We start from the raw sequence: 19,309 nt of genomic DNA, 5'->3' as shown, positions 1-19,309 counted from the left end.
TGACCCCCTGGCCCGGTGGCTGCGGAGCGTGGAGCAGGGCTGCTCCCCGCACACGCGGGGATGACCCCGCCTGCACACCCATCCCCGGCCCGAACACCTCCTGCTCCCCGCGCACGCGGGGATGACCCCGACGTCACCGAGGCGCACACCAGCCGCGCCGTCTGCTCCCCGCTCACGCGGGGATGACCCCACGTCGGCCACGCACGGCCCCCACGGCGTCGTCTGCTGCCCGCACACGCGGGGATGACCCCTCCGCCGTAAAGCGCTGAGAAGAAACCCAATCCTGCTCCCCGCGCACGCGGGGATGACCCCGCCTGCACACCCATCCCCGGCCCGAACACCTCCTGCTCCCCGCGCACGCGGGGATGACCCCGACCGCAACCGGCGCACCGCCTCCACCACCGCCTGCTCCCCGCGCACGCGGGGATGACCCTCGGGGCCCGCCGAGTTGGTCCCGCATGCGGCGACGATCATCACGTCATGGGGCTTAAACAGGCCCGAGGAGCCCGATAACGTCAACGTCGACGGCGGCGGACGGCCGTCGATTCCACACCGAGGGACGGGGATGGGATGGGCGAGATCAGAACGACGAGCACGGACGGCCGCGGGGCCGCTCTGGTGGCCGAGCGGGGGGACGACTTCCTCACCTTCTGGCAGGAGCGCCGCCTGGCCACGCTGTCGACCGTGCGGCCCGACGGCAGCCCGCACGTCGTTCCGGTGGGGGTGACGCTCGACCCCGAGGCCGGGGTCGCCCGCGTCATCACCTCGGGCGAATCCAACAAGGCGCGCCTCGCGATGCAGGGCGCCCGCGTCGCGGTGTGCCAGGTCGACGGCCGCCGCTGGTCGACCTTGGAGGGGCGCGCGTCCGTCCGCGACGACGCGGAGGCCGTTGCCGAAGCCGAACGCCGCTACACCGAGCGCTACCGCGCCCCGCGCCCGAACCCCACACGCGTCGTCATCGAGATCGCGATCACCCGCATCCTCGGCAACGCCTGACGGAGCGGGGCGGGCCGACGCGGACCGCGTCGGAGCCCCACGAGGCCGGAGGGTCCGGGCGGTGAGAGCCGCCCGACACCGGATAAGCCGGTGCGGCCACCGGCCACGGAGGCGATGGCTTCAGGAGCGGACGGCATCGGGCGACACCGGCGTCATGCGCCCCGGCGCGGCGTTTCTCTCCGGGCGGTGCGCTCCACCCACCCGGGGACGTCACGCGTCAGCAGACCCTCGCGGCGGCCGGTGCGGAACACCGTGCGCTGCCTCTTCCGCTGCCCGGTCTTGCGCAGCATGTCGGGCCCCATCCGCTCTGGAGCGGGGGAGCGGTGGGCGTCGCCCTGGCTCACGGGTTCGTCCACGGTCAATGCCGCCTCTCCGGCCGTCGGGTCTCGCCACTCTGGCGGGACCCGACGATCATAGGCGCGTTCGGAGCGGGACACCGCGTCGCAATCCGCCTCTGGGAGGGGCCGAGGATAGCGGACAGGCTCGGCGCCGGAAACCGCGAGTCGCCCCTGGCGGAGCCTGAGGGCCATTGGCGCGCCCGAACGGGACACCGACTCGACCGGTGCCCTTCTGTGCGGGGCCGAGGACCACGGGCATGCCCGGAGCAGGAGACAGCGCTGACGGGACTTCCGGTCGGCCCCGCCCTCTCGCTCCCGCCCTCGCTGCTCGGATGGTCGACCGGTGGGGGTCGCTATCCTGCGGCCATGCCGGACGACACCATGCACGGACCTCGGCCGCAGCCGCACGCCGGGCCGCCGACCGGGCCGGCCCGCGCACACCCTGTGGACGGTTGGCCGAGCCCCGGCGCTCCCGGGGTGGCGGTCCTGCGCCCGGCCGCCGGCCCCTCCGCCTACCTGCGCTACGCCGCCGTGTGGGCGCCGCTGGTCGGTCTGCAGTTCGTGGTCGTGTTGCTCCTGGGCGCGATCCTGTTCGAGAACATCGCCCCCGGGACGGGGACGGCCGCCGGGGTGGTGTGCGGGCTCGTCGCGGCGGGCGCGGCGACGGCGTTCCTGTTCGGCCGCACCCGGCGCATGCTGACCGGGACGACGGTGCTCGTCTCGCCCGTCGGCGTGGAACTAGCCGACACGCAGGGCTTCCGGGTGCGGTTGCGCTGGCGCGACGTCACCGGGGTGGGCCGGGTGGTCGACCGCCAAGCGCCTGGCGCGGCTGTCGGCCGCATCGGGGTGCCCGGAGGGGCGCGCGTGAGTGCGCCGGTCGTCCGCTCGCATGGGCTGATCGGGTGGGGCGAGCGGGTGGTGCCCGACACCGTCCCGCCCGCCCTCCGCCGCCAACTGGTGGCCCAGCCGCGCGACCCCCGAACCGGCCTGGTTCCGGTGGCGGTCTCCTTCCTCGCCGCCGGCCCGGCGGACCCCTCCAACCCCCTCCTGTCCCAGACCCACCACTTCCGGCCCGACCTCTTCGCCTGACCTCACCCGGACGGCCGTCACCCACACGCCCAGACCTGGAAGCCCTGCCGCTCGTCGGCCCACCCCGATACCCTGCCGCCAGGGACCGACGCAGAAGTTGCTCAAAACCCCTCTTCCCCGCTGAAGACCCGCAGCTCAACAAGGGTGCTCCCCGCGCATGTCGGGATGAGCTGAGACGATGTGCCGGCGCGCAGCAGGCGCAGACAAGGCGGCCCCGTCCACAGGGTGTGGTTTTCCTCAGGGGCGACGTGGCGCGATCCGGACCCCCGCCGGGCGGGCGGCACCATGGGACGGCGGCGCGCCCGTCACTAGGGTCGCTGGCATGCCAAGGACTCCCTTCCTCCCCATGGCCGCCGCCCTCGCCACCGGCCTGACGCTGGCCGTGCCCCTGGCCGCCCCCGCGTCCGCCGACGACGTCCCCGCCGACCCGCCGACCGGCCTCCAGCTCACCCTCCCCGAGCCCACCGGCCGGTACGACGTCGGCACCACCGAACTCCGGCTGGTCGATGACGAACGCACCGACCAGTGGGGCCAGGGCGACGGCCCGCGCGAGTTCATGATCAGCGTCTGGTACCCGGCCAAGCCGCACCGAGGCGCCGAGCCCGCCGGCTACATGCCGCAGGAGGTCGGCGAGTTCTTCGGCGCCTCCATGCAACTTCCGCCCGGCGCGGTCGACTACGCGGGCTCGGCCACCTCGGCGATGCCGGACGCACGCGCCGACCGGAGCGCGGGCCGGCGGCCGGTCGTCATCTACTCTCCCGGCGGCGGCTCCCCGCGCGCGACGGGCACGACGCTGGTCGAGAACCTGGCGAGCCAGGGCTACGTGGTGGTCACCATGGACCACACCGGGGAGGCGCCGGTCCGGTTCTCGGACGGCCGGATCGTGGAGCCGTACTACGACGGCGAGGACCCCGAGCTGTACTCCAAGCTGATGATCGACCGCGTCGCGGACACGCGCGTGGTGCTCGACTTCCTGGAGGACGTCCGCGACGAAAACGCGCGCGACGCCGACGGCACCCGCACACCTCCCGGCCTCAACCGCATCCTCGACCTGTCCCGGATCGGCATGTTCGGCCACTCCGCGGGCGGGTCGGCGGCCGCGCACACCATGTACGTGGACGACCGGGTCGACGCGGGTATCGACCTGGACGGCTCGATCGCGTTCCGGGAGGACGGGGGCGGGTTCGAGGACCGCTTCCCGGTCGCGAACGAGGGCCTGGACCGGCCGTTCCTGCTCATGGGCGGCAGCGGCGCCGGGGAAGCGCCCGGCGAGATCGACCCGCACACCCACCTGGCGTGGGACGACTGGGGACGGTTCTGGGACAACTCGACCGGCTGGAAGCTGGACGTGAACTTCCCCGAGGCCCGGCACTTCTCCTTCGCCGACCACCAGGTGCTCCTCCCGCAGATCGCGGAGGAGTACGGGCTGCCGGACGAGGTGGTGCAGGGCACGATCGGCACGGCCGACGACCCCGACCGCCTGCACGCGTCGCAGCGGGCGTACGTGTCGGCGTTCTTCGATGAGATGCTGCGGGGCCGCCCGCAGGCCATCCTCGACACGGAATCGCCGGACCACCCGGACGCCCACTTCGTGGAGTAACCGGAGGGTGCGCCGGGCGGGCGAGCGTGCCACGCCCGGCGCATCCCGATTCCTTCTGTGCCGCCGAGGCTCATCCAGGTGACATTGGAATCCGGTACTTTTCCCGAAGGCCGTCTCGATAACTAGTGGTCAGAAGCGCTCCCTCCCGACCGAAGACCCCCAGGTCAAGAAGGGTGCTCCCCGCGCACGCGGGGATGGTCCCAACATGTACATCGGCGCGCTCCTGCACCCGGAGTGCTCCCCGCGCACGCGGGGATGGTCCCACCGTCCGCCGCAGCAACTCCTCCTCCGCGAGGTGCTCCCCGCGCACGCGGGGATGGTCCCCGGGTCTGGCCGGGGTCGATGCGCACATCGTAGTGCTCCCCGCGCACGCGGGGATGGTCCCTCGACGCCGGGGAACGCGGCCTTGAGGTCGGCGGTGCTCCCCGCGCACGCGGGGATGGTCCCGGCGACGGGTCCTTGGCCGCGCTCGCGGTGCGGTGCTCCCCGCGCACGCGGGGATGGTCCCTCCGCCGGGATGGACGCGTGGGGGCGGGAGAAGTGCTCCCCGCGCACGCGGGGATGGTCCCGACTGGCCGGACCGGAAGACCTACACCGGGTGGTGCTCCCCGCGCACGCGGGGATGGTCCCGCCCGGAGCAGCCAGACGTTCATCGTGCCGCAGTGCTCCCCGCACGCGCGGGGATGGTCCCGAGTCGGGGCCCTCCTCCTTGGCGAGGGCACGTGCTCCCCGCACGCGCGGGGATGAACTCACATCCCGATAGCGCCAACACCAGCCCTTTTCGTGCTCTTCGCACTTGCGGGGATAGGGCGGGGTGGGGGTGACCATCTGCGGCGTTCGTGTTCTGTGGTCGGTGCGGGGCAGGTGGAGCGGGGAAGGGCATCGGACGAGAGATGGGATGAGGCCGAAGTGGGAGACCGGAGCGTCGCCCGGGGGAACGCGGACGCGGCGCGCGCTGTGACCGGGCCCGGCACCCTGCTCACCTTTGGCCACAGCACTGCAGGGCACGTCCGGCTGACCGAGCTGCTGCACGGGGCCGGCGTGGAAGCCGTGGTGGACGTGCGCATCGGGCCCGGCAGCCGCCGGGACCCCGACCTCCACCGCGACCGCCTCGCGGAGTGGCTGCCGGAGGCCGGCATCGACTACCGCTGGGAACAGGCCTTGGGCGGCTTTCGCAAGGCACTGCCGGACTCGCCCGACGTCATCTGGCGCAACGCCTCCTTCCGGGGCTACGCCGCCCACACCCGCGAACCGGAGTTCGTGGCGGCCATGGACCGCCTGCTCCGGGGGGCCTCCTCGGCGCGCACCGCCGTGATGTGCAGCGAGGCGGTCTGGTGGCGCTGCCACCGGCGGCTGATCGCCGACTTCGCCTCCGTCGCCAGGGACACCGAGGTACGCCACCTGATGCACGACGCCCGACTGGTCCCGCACCCGCCGACCCCAGGCGTTCGCCTGCGCGCCGACCGCCTGCTCGTCTACGACGACACCACCGCCCCTCGAATGACCGACCCCGCTCAAGGGACTCCACCCGACAAGCAGAGATGAGCATGCTGCCCTCTGAGGTTCGGTCGGCCGTCCTCTACACAGCAGGGAGGGCGCGCAGCGGTCTCCCGTACGGCATTCGCATCGTGATTCGGGCTGCTCGGCCGTCTCCGGGCGGCCGGTCGGGCCTCTTGTCGGGCGAGTGTACGACCCGAGCCCGGCACACCCCGACTGCTGCCTAGCGACGGCGATCACGAACGTAACTATTCCCCTCGAAACCGCGACGCCGGGGTAGTGGACTCCGATAATTGCCCGGAAGGAGCCGCGATCGAAAGTGGTCGAGAACGCTCCTTCTCGGCCCAAGCGTCCCAGGTCAAGAAGGGTGCTCCCCGCGCATGCGGGGATGGTCCCTTCTGCCACCCGCCCGCGCGGGCGGCCGCGGCGTGCTCCCCGCGCATGCGGGGATGGTCCCGCAATTTCGAACGAATTCAGAATGCTCGAATTGTGCTCCCCGCGCATGCGGGGATGGTCCCACCCCCGTGGAGACCCCGCAGGAGGCGGCGGCGTGCTCCCCGCGCATGCGGGGATGGTCCCGCGCGGGGGCGCGCGACTTTCCGCGCGGAATCGTGCTCCCCGCGCATGCGGGGATGGTCCCGTCACCACGCTCACGTCGCCGCCGTCGAGGTCGTGCTCCCCGCGCATGCGGGGATGGTCCCCGGTCGCGGCTGTACCGGCTCACCTCAGCAGAGTGCTCCCCGCGCATGCGGGGATGGTCCCAACCGCCCGCCGCTCCCGAGACGGGATCGGCGGTGCTCCCCGCGCATGCGGGGATGGTCCCTTGCTCCGGTAGCTGCGCAGGGTGGTGGGGGAGTGCTCCCCGCGCACGCGGGGATGGTCCCCGGCGGAAGAAGGTCGCCGCGGGCGCGGCCGGGTGCTCCCCGCGCACGCGGGGATGGTCCCGGCGAGCCCGAAGTTCGACCGCCGGTCGACCAGTGCTCCCCGCGCACGCGGGGATGGTCCCGGCGGCCACGGAGGGCTCCCGGGACAGCCGCGGTGCTCCCCGCGCACGCGGGGATGGTCCCTGCGTCCCCTCGGGCAGCTCCCCGTCAAGGATGTGCTCCCCGCGCACGCGGGGATGGTCCCGGGATCGGGTCGCCGCTGGACTTCCAGCGCTCGTGCTCCCCGCGCACGCGGGGATGGTCCCGCGCACCAGCTCAGCATCATCACGGACGGGGTCGTGCTCCCCGCGCACGCGGGGATGGTCCCGCAGCGGACGGCGCCTCTTTCCCCCGCTCGATGTGCTCCCCGCGCACGCGGGGATGGCCCCACGCTCGTGCCGAGATCGCGCGGCCGGGTGTAGTGCTCCCCGCATGGGCGGGGATGGCTCCTGGGCGGTGGCCATGTCCGGGCCGGCTCCGTACTCCGGCGCAGGCGGGGATGGCGTCGCCTGCCGGGCATGCCTCGCGGTCACCGGCCCCGGCCACCCCCGGGAACACGGCTGGCCGTACGCCCGTCACCCCCTGTCGGCTGCCAGGTACCGCCCCAGCACCTCCGCCTCCGCCTGGACCCGGGCGGCGGCGTCGGGGCGGTCGAGGCGGGCGTATTCCTCCGCCGCCTCCGTCCGGTCCCGGACCTCCTTGGCGACGATCGCCCGCACGTCGGCCTCGGTGAGGTGGCGGCGCTCCGCCTCGGTCGCGCCGACGCCCAGCGCCGCCCCCGCGACGTGCTCGCTCCCGCTCCCGCTGCCGCCCGCCACCGCCTCACCCGCCGGAAGCGCCTCGGCGTTCTCGATCGCCGCCAAGGCCGAGCGCAGCGCCGCCACCGCGACGCGGTCCCGCGCCTTGAGCGCCGCTTTCAGGTCGTCACGCATGGTCGAGCGCATGGTCCGCCCTCCGTTAGGTCAGGAAAGCCGGGCGCGGGCCGCCGCACCGGCACGACGAAGGTAGCAGTACGTCTGTATGATCACCGGATGCCGAGGGTTGCCGACCATGACCAGCGCCGCGCCCAGATCGCGCGCGCGTTCCAGCGCCTGCTGGCCGCCGAGGGCTTCGCCGCCGCCTCGTTCTCGCGGGTGGCCGCCGAGGCGGGCGTCTCGATCGGCCTGATCCAGCACTACTTCTCCGGCAAGGACGCGCTCCTGCGCTTCGCCTACGACGACGCCGTGCGCCGCATGGGCGCCCGCGTGCGGACCCGCGTCGCCGACGGCGAGGCCGTCCGCCGCCCGATCGCGGACGTGCTGGTCGACAGCCTCCTCGAACTGCTCCCGCTCGACCCCGAGCGCGACGTCGAATACCGGGTCCGCCAGGGCCTGCAGTCGCAGGCGCTCCACCACGCCGACCTGGCCGACCTCGCCCGACGGGCCGGCCGCGACCTCCTCGGCTACGTCACGACGGCGATCGAGAACGGCAGGGAGCGCGGCGAGGTCGCGCTCTCAGCCGACCCGGCCTTCTCCGCGCGGTTGATCCTCGCGACCGTGCAGGGCCTGGCCGACCAGGTCTCCCTCTCGGGCCCCGACGCGTTCCCGGCGCGCGAGGTGCTGCGCACGGTCGTCGCCACGGTGTTCACCGAGCGCCCCGCCGCTGACGCGCGCTGAGCGGCCCCGCCTCCTCCGCCGATGCCACGCCCGCTATCGACGTGACGACAATAAGGTCATATTGCTACCGTAGCGGTATGACCGTATTCCTACCGGGCGCCGGAGGCTCCGCCGCCTTCCCGGCGACTGCCCCGCGCCCCCACCCGCCGAAGCGACGCGCCTCGCCCGCCCCTTTCCTCCCGCCGACCGGGCAGCGCGTCCGATGACCGCCGACCGCGTGACCGTGCGTCTGGCCGCCGGCACCGTTCGCGGCCGCCGGACCGACGGCCACCTCGTGTTCCAGGGCATCCCCTACGCCGCCCCGCCGGTCGGCGAGCGCCGCTGGCGCCCGCCCGCGCCCGTCGAGCCCTGGTCCGGCGTCCGCGACGCCACCGAGCCCGGCAACCCCGCGCCGCAGACCGCCCGCTCCTTCGCCGACACCACCGCGCTCGACGAGGACTGCCTGACCCTCGATGTCACCGTCCCCGAGGGCGCTGACCCCGGCACCCGCGCCCCCGGCGCCGGCCTCCCGGTGCTGGTGTGGCTGCACGGCGGCGGCGGGACGAACGGCGGCGCCGCCCTCTACGACGCCCGGCGGCTCGCCGCCGCCGGCCTTGTCGTCGTCATCCCGAACTTCCGCCTCGGCGTACTGGCGTGCTTCGGCCACCCCGGGCTGGCCGACGCTGGCACCTTCGGCCTCCAGGACCAGCAGGCCGCCCTCCGCTGGGTGCGCCGGGAGGTCGCGGCCTTCGGCGGCGACCCGGCGAACGTCACCCTGGCCGGTGACTCCTACGGCGCGCTGATGGTCGCGGCGCACCTGGCGGCGCCCGGGTCGGCCGGGCTGTTCCACCGCGCGGTGCTGCAGAGCGCGTTCGCCGTCGCCGGGGAGACGCCCGCGCACGCCCTCATCCCCGGAGTGCCGGCGCTGCCGCCCCGTTGGGTGCCGGTGGACGAGCTGGAGCGGACCGGCGCGGCGACCGCCGTCGAGCGCGGGTGGGTGCGGTCGGGCGGCGACCCGGAGGCGGCGCTCGCGCAGCTCCGGCGGGTGCCGGTGGCCGACCTGCTGTCGGCTTCGGACGACTTCATCCGCCCCGCCTTCGGCGGGCGGGTCCTGCCGGAGGCGCCGGGGGAGGCGCTGTCGGCCGGGCGGTTCCCCCGGGTGCCGGTGCTGCTGGGGACGGTCCGCGACGAGGGGCGGTTCTTCGTCGGCATGTTCGCCGACCTCGTGGGCAACCCGGTGACGGCCGACGGCTACCCGCGCCTGCTGGCGGAGGCGTTCGGTGACGCTGCCGACGAGGTCGCGGAGCGGTACCCGCTCGACCGTTTCCCGACGCCGAGCCTGGCGTGGGCACAGGTGAGCACGGACCGCGCCTGGGCACGGCCGACGTGGGAGCTGGCGCGGACGCTGACACCGCACACGCGCACCTGGTTCTACGAGTTCGCGGACGATGACGCGCCGCCGACCGTGCCGATCCCGGGCTTCCCGGCGGGCGCGGTGCACGCGAGCGACCTGCCGTACCAGTTCGACGTGGCGGGGGCGCCGCTGGCCGGGGCGCAGCGGGGGTTGGCCGACGCGATGAACCGCTACTGGGCGGCCTTCGCGGCCAACGGCGACCCGGCCCGCCCGGACCTCCCGGACTGGCCCGACGTCGACACCGGCCATGTCCAGTCCTTGGCGCCCGACCGGATCGGTGGGGTCGACTACGCGGCGGAACACGCCTTGGACTTCTGGGCGCGCATGCCCTGACCGGTCCGACCCCAGGTGAACGGCGGCGGGCATCCGCGCCCAAGAGCACGGATGCCCGCCGGGCCAGAGGTGGCGCGGTGTGACCGCCGATAGCGGCCAGGATTTCGCTCAGCCCTGCCTCCCGTCACACCGACGCCCTAGGGTGTCGGCATGAAAGTTGCTCAAAACAGCCGTTCCCCCGCCTGAAACCCCAGCTCAATAAGGGTGCTCCCCGCACGCGGGGATGGACCCCCTCCTTGTGACCCTCCCCAGGAACCCTCCTCGTGCTCCCCGCGCACGCGGGGATGGACCCACGAAAAGCAGCTGTTCGGCGTGGGCGCCCTCGTGCTCCCCGCGCACGCGGGGATGGACCCTGGGCGTGTCGCAGCCGGTCGTCAACCGGGCGGTGCTCCCCGCGCACGCGGGGATGGACCCGCGCTGGTGGCGTCGGCCGTGCCGTCGAAGACGGTGCTCCCCGCGCACGCGGGGATGGACCCGCATCGGTGGACATGACCAGGACGGTGATGGAGTGCTCCCCGCGCACGCGGGGATGGCCCCAGAGCGGCGAACTGGCGGCGGGCGTCCTCGCGGTGCTCCCCGCGCACGCGGGGATGGCCCCACCAGCGACACGTCCTCCCTGGAGGCGCGCAGGTGCTCCCCGCGCATGCGGGGATGGCCTTCCGGCGCAGGCCCTCGGGCGCCGGGCTTCTCCACGACGGGCGCCCGCTCACGCGCGGGCGGTCAGTCTCCAGTGGTAGCCGTCCGGGTCGGTGAAGTGGCCGGTGTAGGTGCCTTCCCCGGTCGTGGCCGCCGGGGCGGTGATTCGGCCGCCCGACTCGGCGGCGGCCGCGAGAAGGGCGTCCACGTCCTCCCGCGACGTGGCGATGTGGGTGAGGACGAGGGCGGAGAAGCCGTCGCCCGCCCCCTCCACCCCCACGTCCTTGGCGAGGGCCTTGCGGGTCAGCAACCCCAGGCGACCCGCCCCAACGGCCGCGTCGAAGTCGATGTACTTGTCCCCGTAGTCGTGGCGGACCCCCATCCCGAGCGCCTCGTAGAACGCCCGGGACGCCTTCGGCGCGGCGACGCCGAGGTAGACGGTGGTCTCGGTCGGCTGCGGCGGTTCGGGCACCGGAGGCGTGTCCTTCTTGCCGGCGGCGGCCAGTTTCCACACGGCCCCGTCCGGTGCCCGGTGCACCCCGGTGAACTCGCCGAAGAACTCCTTCTTCGCCGGCTTGACGACGGTCGCCCCCCGGCCGGCGGCGGCGTCGAGCAGCGCCCGGACCTCGGAGGGCCGCTCCACGATGGTGGACAGGACGTACCCCCGGAAACCCGCCGACGCCGGCTCCGCGCCGACAACGGCGGCGAGCGCATCGACCGGTTCGAGGGCGAGCCGCCCCGTGCCTCCCAGGTCCAGACCGGAGGTGGGCCCGTCGCCCACCAACTCGGCCGAGTACAGGGACGAGTAGAAGCCGCGCGCGGCCTCCACCTGCGGCACGCCGAGGGTGATGATGTCGAGCGAGAGCGCCATTCGGGTGTCCCTTCGTGCTGTCGTGGCTGTGCGATCGGCTGTCGAGCAGTGGGTGGGGACGGGGGCGAGGGCGGACGCGGTGCGCCGCTCACCGAGCCGGGCGTCCGGACACGCTCCCGCACCGGCGGCGCCCCCCTCGGGCAACCCGCCGGGGCCGCGCCGGGCCGGGGGCCGCGCGCCCGCGCGCTCAGGTGAGGCGGCTGATGCGGATGAGGTTCCCGGCCGGGTCGCGGAACGCGCAGTCGCGCACCCCGAAGTCCTGGTCGATGGGCTCCTGCACGACGTCGGCGCCCGCCGCCTGTACACGCTCGAAGACCCCGTCGAGGTCGTCGGTGGCCAGGGTGATCCCGGTGTAGACCCCCTTGGCGATCAGGTCCAGGATCGTGCGGCGCTCCTCCTCGGTGATGCCCGGATCGGCGGCGGGCGGGTGCAGCACGATGGAGGTGCCGGGCTGGCCGACCGGTCCGACGGTGATCCAGCGCATGTCCTCGTAACCGACGTCGTTGCGCACCTCGAAGCCCAGGACGTCGCGGTAGAAGCGCAGCGCGGCGTCCGGGTCGGTGTGCGGTACGAAGGCCTGGTGGATGGTGAGGTTCATGCCCGCCACGCTAGGCGGGGCTACCGGACGCGAGCTTCTTGAATCTTGACCGGTCGGGTCACCTGCTTGGCCAGACACGGCGGGATGCCCGCCGCCGCGCGCGAGTGGTCGCGGCGGTAGACGCTCGGCGGCACGCCCACGAGCTCGGTGAACCTGGTGCTGAACGTGCCCAGCGACGACGATCCGACCGCGAAGCAGACCTCGGTGACGCTGAGGTCGCCGCGGCGCAGCAGCGTCATCGCCCGCTCGATGCGCCGTGTCATCAGGTAGGCGTACGGGGTCTCGCCGTAGACGCGGCGGAACTCCCGGCACAGGTGCCCGACCGACATGTGCGCGCCGCGCGCGAGGGCGGCGAGGTTCAGCGGCTGGGCGTACTCGCGGTCGATCCGGTCGCGGACGCGGCGTATCACCGCGAGGTCGCGCATGCGCTGCACGTCCGTACGGTCCAGGCCCATGAGCGACATGGTCGCACGGCGGTCCGCCGCCCGGAAGCCGGTCGGGCCCGCCACGCGTGCCCGGAAGGCGGGGGCGGTCGGTCAAGATTCGAGAAGCGCCGCACCGGCGGGTACCCCTAGCTTCGGAGCACTCCCTACCGAACACCATGAGGAGGCTGGACGTGGCGAGCGCGAACACCGGCACGGGCGACGGGACCTCGGCGGGCGGCTTCTCCGCGGAGGAGCGCCGCGCCATGAAGGAGCGGGCCGCCGAGCTGAAGAAGGAGGCCGAGCGCGGCCGTGGGGGCAAGGCGGCCGCCGCGGAACTCGACGTGCTGGCGAAGATCGAGGAGATGGAGGCGCCGGACCGCGCGGTGGCCGAGCGCATCCACGCCATCGTCACCGCCGCCGCCCCGGAGCTGGCGCCGAAGCTCTGGTACGGGCAGCCGGCCTACGCCCGGAAGGGAAAGGTCGTGTGCTTCTTCCGCAGCGGGCACGTCGACAAGGAGCGCTACTCGGCCTTCGGTTTCACCCCCGAGGCGAACCTCGATGACGGCAGCGGTGTGTGGGCGACGTCCTTCGCCGTCGCCGAGCTGAGCGACGAGGCCGAGAAGACGATCACCGCCCTCGTCAAGAAGGCCGTGAGCTGACACCGGCACTGCGATCCACCTCCGCCGGGCCTTTGGAGTGACCGGTGGGGCTGGTGGGGCGAGCGGGATCGCCGCGCGGGGCGGAGTCGATCCCTCCGCCCCAGTGCCCCGGCGGACCACCTCACGCCCCTACGAACTCAGCCAGGTGTCGGACCGCGAGGGGTGCGGGCGGGCAGCAGGCGAACGAGGCGAGCATCCGCGCTCAGGAGCACGGATGCCCACCGAGGCCAAGGGCGGCGCGATGCGACCGCCGATAGCGGCCAGAGTCGCGCTCAGCCCTGCCTTCCGTCACTCCGACGCCCTAGGGTGTCGCCATGAAAGTTGCTCAAACCAGCCCTTCGCCCGCCTGAACCCCCAGTTCAGTAAGGGTGCTCCCCGCGCACGCGGGGATGGTCCCAAAGAGATTGACCTTGGAGATAATCTCGGACAGTGCTCCCCGCGCACGCGGGGATGGTCCCGCGCTCACGATTCTGAAGAACGGGCTAAGGACGTGCTCCCCGCGCACGCGGGGATGGTCCCCTGAACCTGTACCAATTGATGAAGAGCCACAAAGTGCTCCCCGCGCACGCGGGGATGGTCCCACGCGCCATGGACGCAGGAGCACCGGGCTGTTGTGCTCCCCGCGCACGCGGGGATGGTCCCTAGTGGGTCGCCTAGTGGGTCAACCTCCAGGTGTGCTCCCCGCGCACGCGGGGATGGTCCCGAGCACATGTGGGACCGGAGCTTCAACTCATGGTGCTCCCCGCGCACGCGGGGATGGTCCCTGGGAGCAGTACGACGCCCCGTTCACCCTGCTGTGCTCCCCGCGCACGCGGGGATGGTCCCCGGGAGAGTGACGCTTCGGCGCGGGTGACGCCGGTGCTCCCCGCGCACGCGGGGATGGTCCCTGATCCGGATACCACCGCCACGACGGCGACGTGTGCTCCCCGCGCACGCGGGGATGGCCCCACGCGGCTGCCCGGGACGGCGCCGAGCACGGTGTGCTCCCCGCGCACGCGGGGATGGCCCCATGTTGGAGAGGCGTCCGCGGGCCTGCCGTGCGTGCTCCCCGCGCACGCGGGGATGGCCCCTGCGTCCCATAGGCATTCATGCCGTCCGGCATGTGCTCCCCGCGCACGCGGGGATGGCCCCGCGCCGTGAAGGCCGAGAAGCGGGCGCTCATCGTGCTCCCCGCGCACGCGGGGATGGTCCCGACAGCGGGGCGAGCCGGTCCATCAGGTCGGCGTGCTTCCCGCGTACGCGGGGATGGCCCCTGGTCGCGGATGCGCTCCCGCAGCACGGTGCGGTGCTCCGCGCGCACGCGGGGATGGTCCCGACGACACGATGCAGAGCTGGCTCGGCATGGAGTGCTCCCTGCGTACGCGCGGATGGTCGTCAAGGCGTACTGGTGGATGTAGTGAGGCCCCAACGCTCACGCTGAGCGGGGATGCGGCCCTCGCCCGCCGCCCTACGCTCCCACGTACTCCGCCAGGTGCTGGGCCGTCAGGGTGGAGCGGGCGGCCACCAGGTCCGCCGGGGTGCCCTCGAAGACGATGCGGCCGCCGTCGTGGCCCGCTCCCGGCCCCAGGTCGATGATCCAGTCCGCGTGGGCCATCACCGCCTGGTGGTGCTCCACCACGATGACCGACGTCCCCGACTCCACCAGCCGGTCCAGCAGCCCCAGCAGCTGCTCGACGTCCGCCAGGTGCAGCCCCGTCGTCGGCTCGTCCAGGACGTAGATTCCGCCCTTGTCCCCCATGTGCGTGGCCAGCTTGAGCCGCTGCCGCTCGCCGCCTGACAGCGTCGTCAGCGGCTGCCCCAGCGTGATGTACCCCAGCCCCACGTCCGCCAGCCGGTCGAGGATGCGGTGCGCCGCCGGCGTGTGCGCCTCGCCCGCGCCGAAGAACTCCTTGGCCTGGTCGACCGACATCGCCAGCACCTCGCTGATGTCGCGCCCGCCCAGGTGGTGGTCGAGCACCGACGCCTCGAACCGCTTCCCCTCGCACTCCTCGCAGGTGGTGGCGACCCCCGCCATCATCGCCAGGTCGGTGTACACCACCCCCGCCCCCTTGCAGTTGGGGCAGGCCCCTTCGGAGTTGGCGCTGAACAGCGACGGCTTCACCCCGTTGGCCTTGGCGAACGCCTTGCGGATCGGGTCGAGCAGCCCCGTGTACGTCGCCGGGTTGCTCCGCCGGGACCCCCGGATCGGGCTCTGGTCGATCGACACGACCCCCGCCCCCGCCGGGATCGACCCGTGCACGAGCGAGCTCTTCCCCGACCCCGCCACACCCGTGACCACGGTCAGCACCCCCAGCGGGATGTCCACGTCCACGTCGCGCAGGTTGTGCGCCGACGCCCCCCGGACCTCCAGCACCCCGTTGGGCGTCCGCACCTTCTCCTTGAGCGAGGACCGGTCGTCGAAGTGCCGCCCCGTGATGGTGTCGCTGCCCCGCAGCCCCTCCACCGTGCCCTCGAAGCACACCGTGCCGCCCGCCGTCCCCGCCCCCGGCCCGAGGTCCACGACGTGGTCGGCGATCTTGATGGTCTCCGGCTTGTGCTCCACGACGAGCACGGTGTTGCCCTTGTCCCGCAGCCGCAGCAGCAGGTCGTTCATCCGCTGGATGTCGTGCGGGTGCAGCCCCGCCGTGGGCTCGTCGAACACGTATGTGACGTCGGTCAGCGGGGACCCCAGGTGGCGGATCATCTTGGTCCGCTGCGCCTCGCCGCCCGACAGCGTGCCCGCCGGCCGGTCCAAGGAGAGGTAGCCGAGCCCGATCTCCACGAACGAGTCGAGGGTGTGCGCGAGCGTCTTCAGCAGCGGCGCCACCGACGGCTCGTCCAGCGCGCGGACCCACTCGGCCAGGTCGCTGATCTGCATGGCGCACGCGTCGGCGATGTTGATGCCCTGGATGCGGGAGGAGCGCGCGGTCGCGTTGAGCCGGGTGCCGTCGCACTCGGGGCAGTCGGTGAAGGTGATCGCCCGGTCCACGAACGCGCGGATGTGCGGCTGCATCGCCTCGCGGTCCTTGGCCAGGAAGGACTTGCGGATCTTGGGGATCAGCCCCTCGTAGGTGAGGTTGACCCCGTCGACCTTGACCTTGGTCGGCTCGCGGTACAGCAGGTCGTTCAGCTCGGTGTCGGAGAAGTCGCGGATCGGCTTCTTGGTGTCGATGAACCCGGACGCCTCCATCACCCGGATGGTCCAGAAGCTGTCCGCCTTGTACCCCGGGATGGTGATGGCGCCCTCGGCGATCGACTTCGAGGCGTCGTACAGCTCGCCCAGGTCGAAGTCGGAGATCTTGCCCCGCCCCTCGCACCGGTCGCACATGCCGCCGGTGATGCTGAACTCGCGCCGCTCCTTCACGGTCTTGCCGCCGCGCTCGAAGGACACCGCGCCCGCCCCGCTGATCGACGCGACGTTGAAGGAGAACGCCTTCGCCGACCCGATGTGCGGCGTCCCCAGCCGGCTGAACAGGATGCGCAGCATCGCGTTGGCGTCGGTGGCGGTGCCGACCGTCGAGCGGGGGTCGGAGCCCATGCGCTGCTGGTCCACGATGATGGCCGTCGTCAGCCCTTCGAGCACGTCGACCTCGGGCCGCGCCAGCGTGGGCATGAAGCCCTGCACGAAGGTGCTGTAGGTCTCGTTGATCATCCGCTGCGACTCGGCGGCGATCGTGTTGAAGACGAGCGAGCTCTTGCCCGAGCCCGAGACACCGGTGAACACCGTCAGCCGGCGCTTGGGGATCTCGACGCTGACGCCCTTGAGGTTGTTCTCGCGCGCGCCGTGCACGCGGATCATCTCGTGGCTGTCGGCGAGCGGCTGCGCGGGCGCCGTGGTGCCGGTGGTCTGGGCGGTGCTCATGGTCTCTCCATCTGTCGCGGAGGCGCCGACGCGGGCCCCCGGGCATCGTAGGGGTCGGGTCCGACAGGCACGGGCGCCGGTGGCCGGGGCGCCCGCGCCTGTCGCGGCTGTCGGCCAGCCCCGGAGGGTCAGGACTTCTGCTGGATGCGGACCAGGTTGCCCGCCGGGTCGCGGAAGGCGCAGTCGCGGATGCCGTAGGGCTGCTGGGTCGGCTCCTGCACGACCTCGACGTCACCGGCCTGGATCTTGGCGAAGGTGCCGTCCAGGTCGGAGGTGGCCAGGTTGACGGCGGCGTAGGTGCCCTTGGCCATCATCTCGGTGATGGTGCGGCGCTCGTCGTCGGTGAGGCCGGGGTCGGCGCCCTGCGGGAGCAGGACGATGGCGGTGTCGGGCTGGCCGACGGGCCCGAGGGTGAGCCAGCGCATCCCGTCGTAGCCGACGTCCTTGCGGAGTTCGAAGCCCAGGGTGTCGCGGTAGAAGGCGAGAGCCGCGTCGGCGTCGTTGTGCGGAAGGAAGGTCTCGTGAATGGTGATGTCCATGCAGATCACGCTATTTCGCGGGTCCGCGCCGGCGCTTCTCGATTCCTGACGGGTCGGGTCACCTGCTTGGCGACGCACGCCGGCATGCCCTCGGTCGCGCGCGCCCCCTCGCGGCGGTAGACGCTGGGCGGCACGCCGACGAGTTCGGTGAAGCGGGTGCTGAAGGTGCCGAGCGAGGAGCAGCCGACCGCGAAGCAGACGTCGGTGACGCTGAGGTCGCTCTGGCGGAGGAGCGCCATGGCGCGTTCGATGCGCCGGGTCATGAGGTAGGAGTACGGCGATTCGCCGTAGGCGGCCCGGAACTGTCGGCTGAGGTGCCCGGCCGACATGTTGGCGCCGCGCGCGAGCGCTTCGACGTCGAGCGGCTGCGCGTACTCCCGGTCGATCCGGTCCCGGACACGGCGCAGCCGGACGAGGTCACTGAGCCGCTGCTCCGGCATGGGCGTGCTGGTCACGTGACGAATCGTGCCACAAGTACCCCGGATCGGGGCAGGGTGCGAGCCTTCTTGACCCGCACGGACACGCCCCTTTACCGCCGTGCAGGGGAGCGGGGCGTGCCCGGGTGACACGACCCGGATAGTCGGGCCGTGGCCGGTCTACAGCCGGTCGAGGTCGTTCAGGAGGGCGATCCACTCCCGAGCCGGGACGGCGAGCGTGGCCGCTTCGCGGTTCTTCGTGTCCCGAACCGACGTGATCGGCCCCTCCGCCACCTCGACGCACTGGCCGCCGTTGCCGTCGCTGTAGCTGGACTTATGCCAGTTATCGGTCATCGCTGCCTCCGAACGGAAGGACCCTGGCGGTGGCCAGGGCCGTTCTTCACATGTGGTCGAGGTCGTTGAGGAGGGCGATCCACTCCCGGGCCGGGACGGCGAGTGTTGCCCCCTCGCGGTTCTGCGTGTCCCGGACCCACACCTGGGCCGTGTCGCTGCGGGCTTCGACGCAGGCTCCTCCGGCGTTGGACCGGGACGACTTCTTCCAGTCGTTGCTCAACATACGGTCACACTCCTGCACTCTTGATGAAGTCGATCGAATCCGCTGGGGAGAGGGCCCACGCTTGCATGCGTCCATGCACGCTGACAATCCGTTGAGCCTCCTGTGGATCATCGATCAGTTCCCCGCCACACGCGTGCTCCGCGTGTACGAGAGGGAGCCGGTCCATGAAGCTCAGCAGGTCGAAGGCTCCAACCGACAGCCCGATGTCCGCTGGTGGGCCGGTTGGGATGATCTGCAAGCTCAGCGCTCCTGATTCTGCCAGCGCCAAGAGGTGGCGCCGTTGTTGGGTCGCGGTTTCCGGCGTACCGATGCATTGCCGGACCACAAGCTCTGGGATGACAGCGGACACGACCGGGGGCCCAGGGGCAAGGAGCCGTTCCGCTCGTGCCGCCTTCAACGCCAGGAGGGCCGTGATCGTCTCTGGAGGGTCTAGGGGGCGCCCGTTGAGCAGAACCGTCTCGGCGTACTCCCGCAGTTGAAGAGGTCCCGGTATCAGGGATGGGTGATAGAGCCGAATTTCCACCGCCGCCTTTTCCGCGTCCTCAACGCGTCGGTACCAGGCAGGATCGGCGACAGCCTTCGTGGTGTCCGCCCATCGGCGCAGGAGAGCGCCGTTTGTACAAAGCGCTTGGTCAAGTTTTCCAACGGTGTCCCTTTTCGGTGCGCGCGTTGCGCGCTCGATCTTCGACAGCATACCGATGGAGAGGTTGACCTGCCGGGAGAGGGTGTCGAGTGACTTCCCTGCTTGCTGCCTGAGACGGCGCACCTCGCGGCCGAAACCTACCCAGTCGGGCAGCTCCTTTTCCGTCATGAGCCAAATTTTTACATGCCTGCTCCCTTGTTGTACAAGCATCACCAAAAAAGCCCCAGTGCTGGTCAACCACTGGAAGTGGCGAGCGGACTCCCGGAATCTGGCCGAAAGG

Annotated in this window: 18 protein-coding genes and 3 CRISPR repeat arrays; of the genes, 7 read left to right on the top strand and 11 right to left on the bottom strand. The window is 72.4% G+C overall.

Going from position 1 to position 19,309, the window contains the following annotated elements:
- Positions 1-570: 570 nt before the first annotated feature.
- The gene (locus NT8_RS07055; protein ID WP_084468712.1) at positions 571-996 is read left to right on the top strand and encodes a pyridoxamine 5'-phosphate oxidase family protein; all 426 of its coding nucleotides are present in this window, start codon (positions 571-573) and stop codon (positions 994-996) included.
- Between the two features lie 152 nt (positions 997-1,148).
- Here the strand turns inward: NT8_RS07055 and NT8_RS07050 are convergent, their stop codons facing one another.
- Complete coding sequence (locus NT8_RS07050; protein ID WP_157515582.1) at positions 1,149-1,352, bottom strand: hypothetical protein; 204 nt, start codon at positions 1,350-1,352, stop codon at positions 1,149-1,151.
- 459 nt (positions 1,353-1,811) lie between these two features.
- Between NT8_RS07050 and NT8_RS07045 the strand changes: the two genes are divergently transcribed.
- From NT8_RS07045 to NT8_RS07035, 3 genes are all read left to right on the top strand, one after another.
- Entirely contained in the window at positions 1,812-2,423 is a 612-nt protein-coding gene (locus tag NT8_RS07045) for a hypothetical protein (protein WP_157515581.1), read from the top strand.
- A 322-nt stretch (positions 2,424-2,745) separates the two neighbouring features.
- Entirely contained in the window at positions 2,746-4,023 is a 1,278-nt protein-coding gene (locus NT8_RS07040) for an alpha/beta hydrolase family protein (protein WP_157515579.1), read from the top strand.
- Positions 4,024-4,196: 173 nt separating this feature from the next.
- A CRISPR array of direct repeats spans positions 4,197-4,774; the repeat unit is 29 nt; unit sequence GTGCTCCCCGCGCACGCGGGGATGGTCCC.
- 206 nt (positions 4,775-4,980) lie between these two features.
- Positions 4,981-5,568 (top strand): DUF488 domain-containing protein, encoded by a 588-nt coding sequence (locus NT8_RS07035; protein WP_067965525.1) that lies wholly within the window; start codon positions 4,981-4,983, stop codon positions 5,566-5,568.
- A gap of 318 nt (positions 5,569-5,886) precedes the next feature.
- A CRISPR array of direct repeats spans positions 5,887-6,832; the repeat unit is 29 nt; unit sequence GTGCTCCCCGCGCACGCGGGGATGGTCCC.
- A gap of 186 nt (positions 6,833-7,018) precedes the next feature.
- On the opposite strand, the gene NT8_RS07030 is transcribed toward NT8_RS07035, so the two are convergent.
- Positions 7,019-7,375, bottom strand: a complete 357-nt coding sequence (locus NT8_RS07030; RefSeq protein WP_217999101.1) for a GatB/YqeY domain-containing protein — start codon at positions 7,373-7,375, stop codon at positions 7,019-7,021.
- A 99-nt stretch (positions 7,376-7,474) separates the two neighbouring features.
- Here NT8_RS07030 and NT8_RS07025 point away from each other — a divergent pair, with 99 nt between their 5' ends.
- Both NT8_RS07025 and NT8_RS07020 read left to right on the top strand, forming a co-directional pair.
- A complete protein-coding gene (locus tag NT8_RS07025; RefSeq protein WP_067965493.1) occupies positions 7,475-8,098 on the top strand; it encodes a TetR/AcrR family transcriptional regulator in 624 nt (207 codons plus the stop codon).
- Between the two features lie 217 nt (positions 8,099-8,315).
- Positions 8,316-9,824 carry a carboxylesterase/lipase family protein gene (locus NT8_RS07020; protein ID WP_245646065.1) on the top strand — a complete coding sequence of 503 codons (1,509 nt, stop codon included), beginning with the start codon at positions 8,316-8,318 and terminating at the stop codon, positions 9,822-9,824.
- Positions 9,825-10,530: 706 nt separating this feature from the next.
- On the opposite strand, the gene NT8_RS07015 is transcribed toward NT8_RS07020, so the two are convergent.
- The 3 genes from NT8_RS07015 to NT8_RS07005 all read right to left on the bottom strand — a co-directional run bounded on the left by NT8_RS07015 (position 10,531) and on the right by NT8_RS07005 (position 12,384).
- Positions 10,531-11,331, bottom strand: coding sequence for a VOC family protein (locus tag NT8_RS07015; protein ID WP_067965489.1), 801 nt, complete (start codon positions 11,329-11,331; stop codon positions 10,531-10,533).
- A gap of 187 nt (positions 11,332-11,518) precedes the next feature.
- Complete coding sequence (locus tag NT8_RS07010) at positions 11,519-11,929, bottom strand: VOC family protein (protein ID WP_067965487.1); 411 nt, start codon at positions 11,927-11,929, stop codon at positions 11,519-11,521.
- Between the two features lie 20 nt (positions 11,930-11,949).
- Positions 11,950-12,384, bottom strand: coding sequence for a helix-turn-helix transcriptional regulator (locus tag NT8_RS07005; RefSeq protein WP_067965523.1), 435 nt, complete (start codon positions 12,382-12,384; stop codon positions 11,950-11,952).
- 233 nt (positions 12,385-12,617) lie between these two features.
- Between NT8_RS07005 and NT8_RS07000 the strand changes: the two genes are divergently transcribed.
- Entirely contained in the window at positions 12,618-13,013 is a 396-nt protein-coding gene (locus NT8_RS07000) for a DUF1801 domain-containing protein (protein WP_245646067.1), read from the top strand.
- Positions 13,014-13,381: 368 nt separating this feature from the next.
- Positions 13,382-14,388: direct repeats of the CRISPR family, unit length 29 nt; unit sequence GTGCTCCCCGCGCACGCGGGGATGGTCCC.
- A gap of 72 nt (positions 14,389-14,460) precedes the next feature.
- Here the strand turns inward: NT8_RS07000 and NT8_RS06995 are convergent.
- The 6 genes from NT8_RS06995 to NT8_RS06975 form a co-directional block, all read right to left on the bottom strand.
- A complete protein-coding gene (locus NT8_RS06995) occupies positions 14,461-16,854 on the bottom strand; it encodes an ATP-binding cassette domain-containing protein (RefSeq protein ID WP_067965483.1) in 2,394 nt (797 codons plus the stop codon).
- Between the two features lie 128 nt (positions 16,855-16,982).
- Entirely contained in the window at positions 16,983-17,393 is a 411-nt protein-coding gene (locus NT8_RS06990) for a VOC family protein (protein WP_067965521.1), read from the bottom strand.
- 5 nt (positions 17,394-17,398) lie between these two features.
- Positions 17,399-17,833: a helix-turn-helix transcriptional regulator gene (locus NT8_RS06985; RefSeq protein ID WP_067965519.1), complete on the bottom strand. Its 435-nt coding sequence runs from the start codon at positions 17,831-17,833 to the stop codon at positions 17,399-17,401.
- A 156-nt stretch (positions 17,834-17,989) separates the two neighbouring features.
- On the bottom strand, positions 17,990-18,163 hold the full coding sequence (locus NT8_RS06980; protein ID WP_067965482.1) for a DUF397 domain-containing protein: 174 nt from the start codon (positions 18,161-18,163) through the stop codon (positions 17,990-17,992).
- A 46-nt stretch (positions 18,164-18,209) separates the two neighbouring features.
- The gene (locus NT8_RS28395) at positions 18,210-18,386 is read right to left on the bottom strand and encodes a DUF397 domain-containing protein (protein WP_084468711.1); all 177 of its coding nucleotides are present in this window, start codon (positions 18,384-18,386) and stop codon (positions 18,210-18,212) included.
- 4 nt (positions 18,387-18,390) lie between these two features.
- Positions 18,391-19,197 carry a helix-turn-helix domain-containing protein gene (locus NT8_RS06975; RefSeq protein ID WP_067965479.1) on the bottom strand — a complete coding sequence of 269 codons (807 nt, stop codon included), beginning with the start codon at positions 19,195-19,197 and terminating at the stop codon, positions 18,391-18,393.
- Positions 19,198-19,309 lie beyond the last annotated feature (112 nt).

Origin of the sequence: Nocardiopsis trehalosi NBRC 14201 (assembly GCF_001552555.1) — a bacterium.
GTDB classification, from domain to species: Bacteria; Actinomycetota; Actinomycetes; order Streptosporangiales; family Streptosporangiaceae; genus Nocardiopsis_B; species Nocardiopsis_B trehalosi.
This window is presented reverse-complemented; position numbering and strand designations above follow the sequence as displayed.

What these genes read in the sequence shown, in the direction of transcription:
- NT8_RS07055 (WP_084468712.1), top strand. Translation starts at nt 571, where the DNA reads ATGGGCGAGATCAGAACGACGAGCACGGACGGCCGCGGGGCCGCTCTG.
- NT8_RS07040 (WP_157515579.1), top strand. Translation starts at nt 2,746, where the DNA reads ATGCCAAGGACTCCCTTCCTCCCCATGGCCGCCGCCCTCGCCACCGGC.
- NT8_RS07030 (WP_217999101.1), bottom strand. Translation starts at nt 7,375, where the DNA reads ATGCGTGACGACCTGAAAGCGGCGCTCAAGGCGCGGGACCGCGTCGCG.
- NT8_RS07025 (WP_067965493.1), top strand. Translation starts at nt 7,475, where the DNA reads ATGCCGAGGGTTGCCGACCATGACCAGCGCCGCGCCCAGATCGCGCGC.
- NT8_RS07015 (WP_067965489.1), bottom strand. Translation starts at nt 11,331, where the DNA reads ATGGCGCTCTCGCTCGACATCATCACCCTCGGCGTGCCGCAGGTGGAG.
- NT8_RS07010 (WP_067965487.1), bottom strand. Translation starts at nt 11,929, where the DNA reads ATGAACCTCACCATCCACCAGGCCTTCGTACCGCACACCGACCCGGAC.
- NT8_RS07005 (WP_067965523.1), bottom strand. Translation starts at nt 12,384, where the DNA reads ATGGGCCTGGACCGTACGGACGTGCAGCGCATGCGCGACCTCGCGGTG.
- NT8_RS07000 (WP_245646067.1), top strand. Translation starts at nt 12,618, where the DNA reads ATGAAGGAGCGGGCCGCCGAGCTGAAGAAGGAGGCCGAGCGCGGCCGT.
- NT8_RS06995 (WP_067965483.1), bottom strand. Translation starts at nt 16,854, where the DNA reads ATGAGCACCGCCCAGACCACCGGCACCACGGCGCCCGCGCAGCCGCTC.
- NT8_RS06990 (WP_067965521.1), bottom strand. Translation starts at nt 17,393, where the DNA reads ATGGACATCACCATTCACGAGACCTTCCTTCCGCACAACGACGCCGAC.
- NT8_RS06985 (WP_067965519.1), bottom strand. Translation starts at nt 17,833, where the DNA reads ATGCCGGAGCAGCGGCTCAGTGACCTCGTCCGGCTGCGCCGTGTCCGG.
- NT8_RS06980 (WP_067965482.1), bottom strand. Translation starts at nt 18,163, where the DNA reads ATGACCGATAACTGGCATAAGTCCAGCTACAGCGACGGCAACGGCGGC.
- NT8_RS28395 (WP_084468711.1), bottom strand. Translation starts at nt 18,386, where the DNA reads ATGTTGAGCAACGACTGGAAGAAGTCGTCCCGGTCCAACGCCGGAGGA.
- NT8_RS06975 (WP_067965479.1), bottom strand. Translation starts at nt 19,197, where the DNA reads ATGACGGAAAAGGAGCTGCCCGACTGGGTAGGTTTCGGCCGCGAGGTG.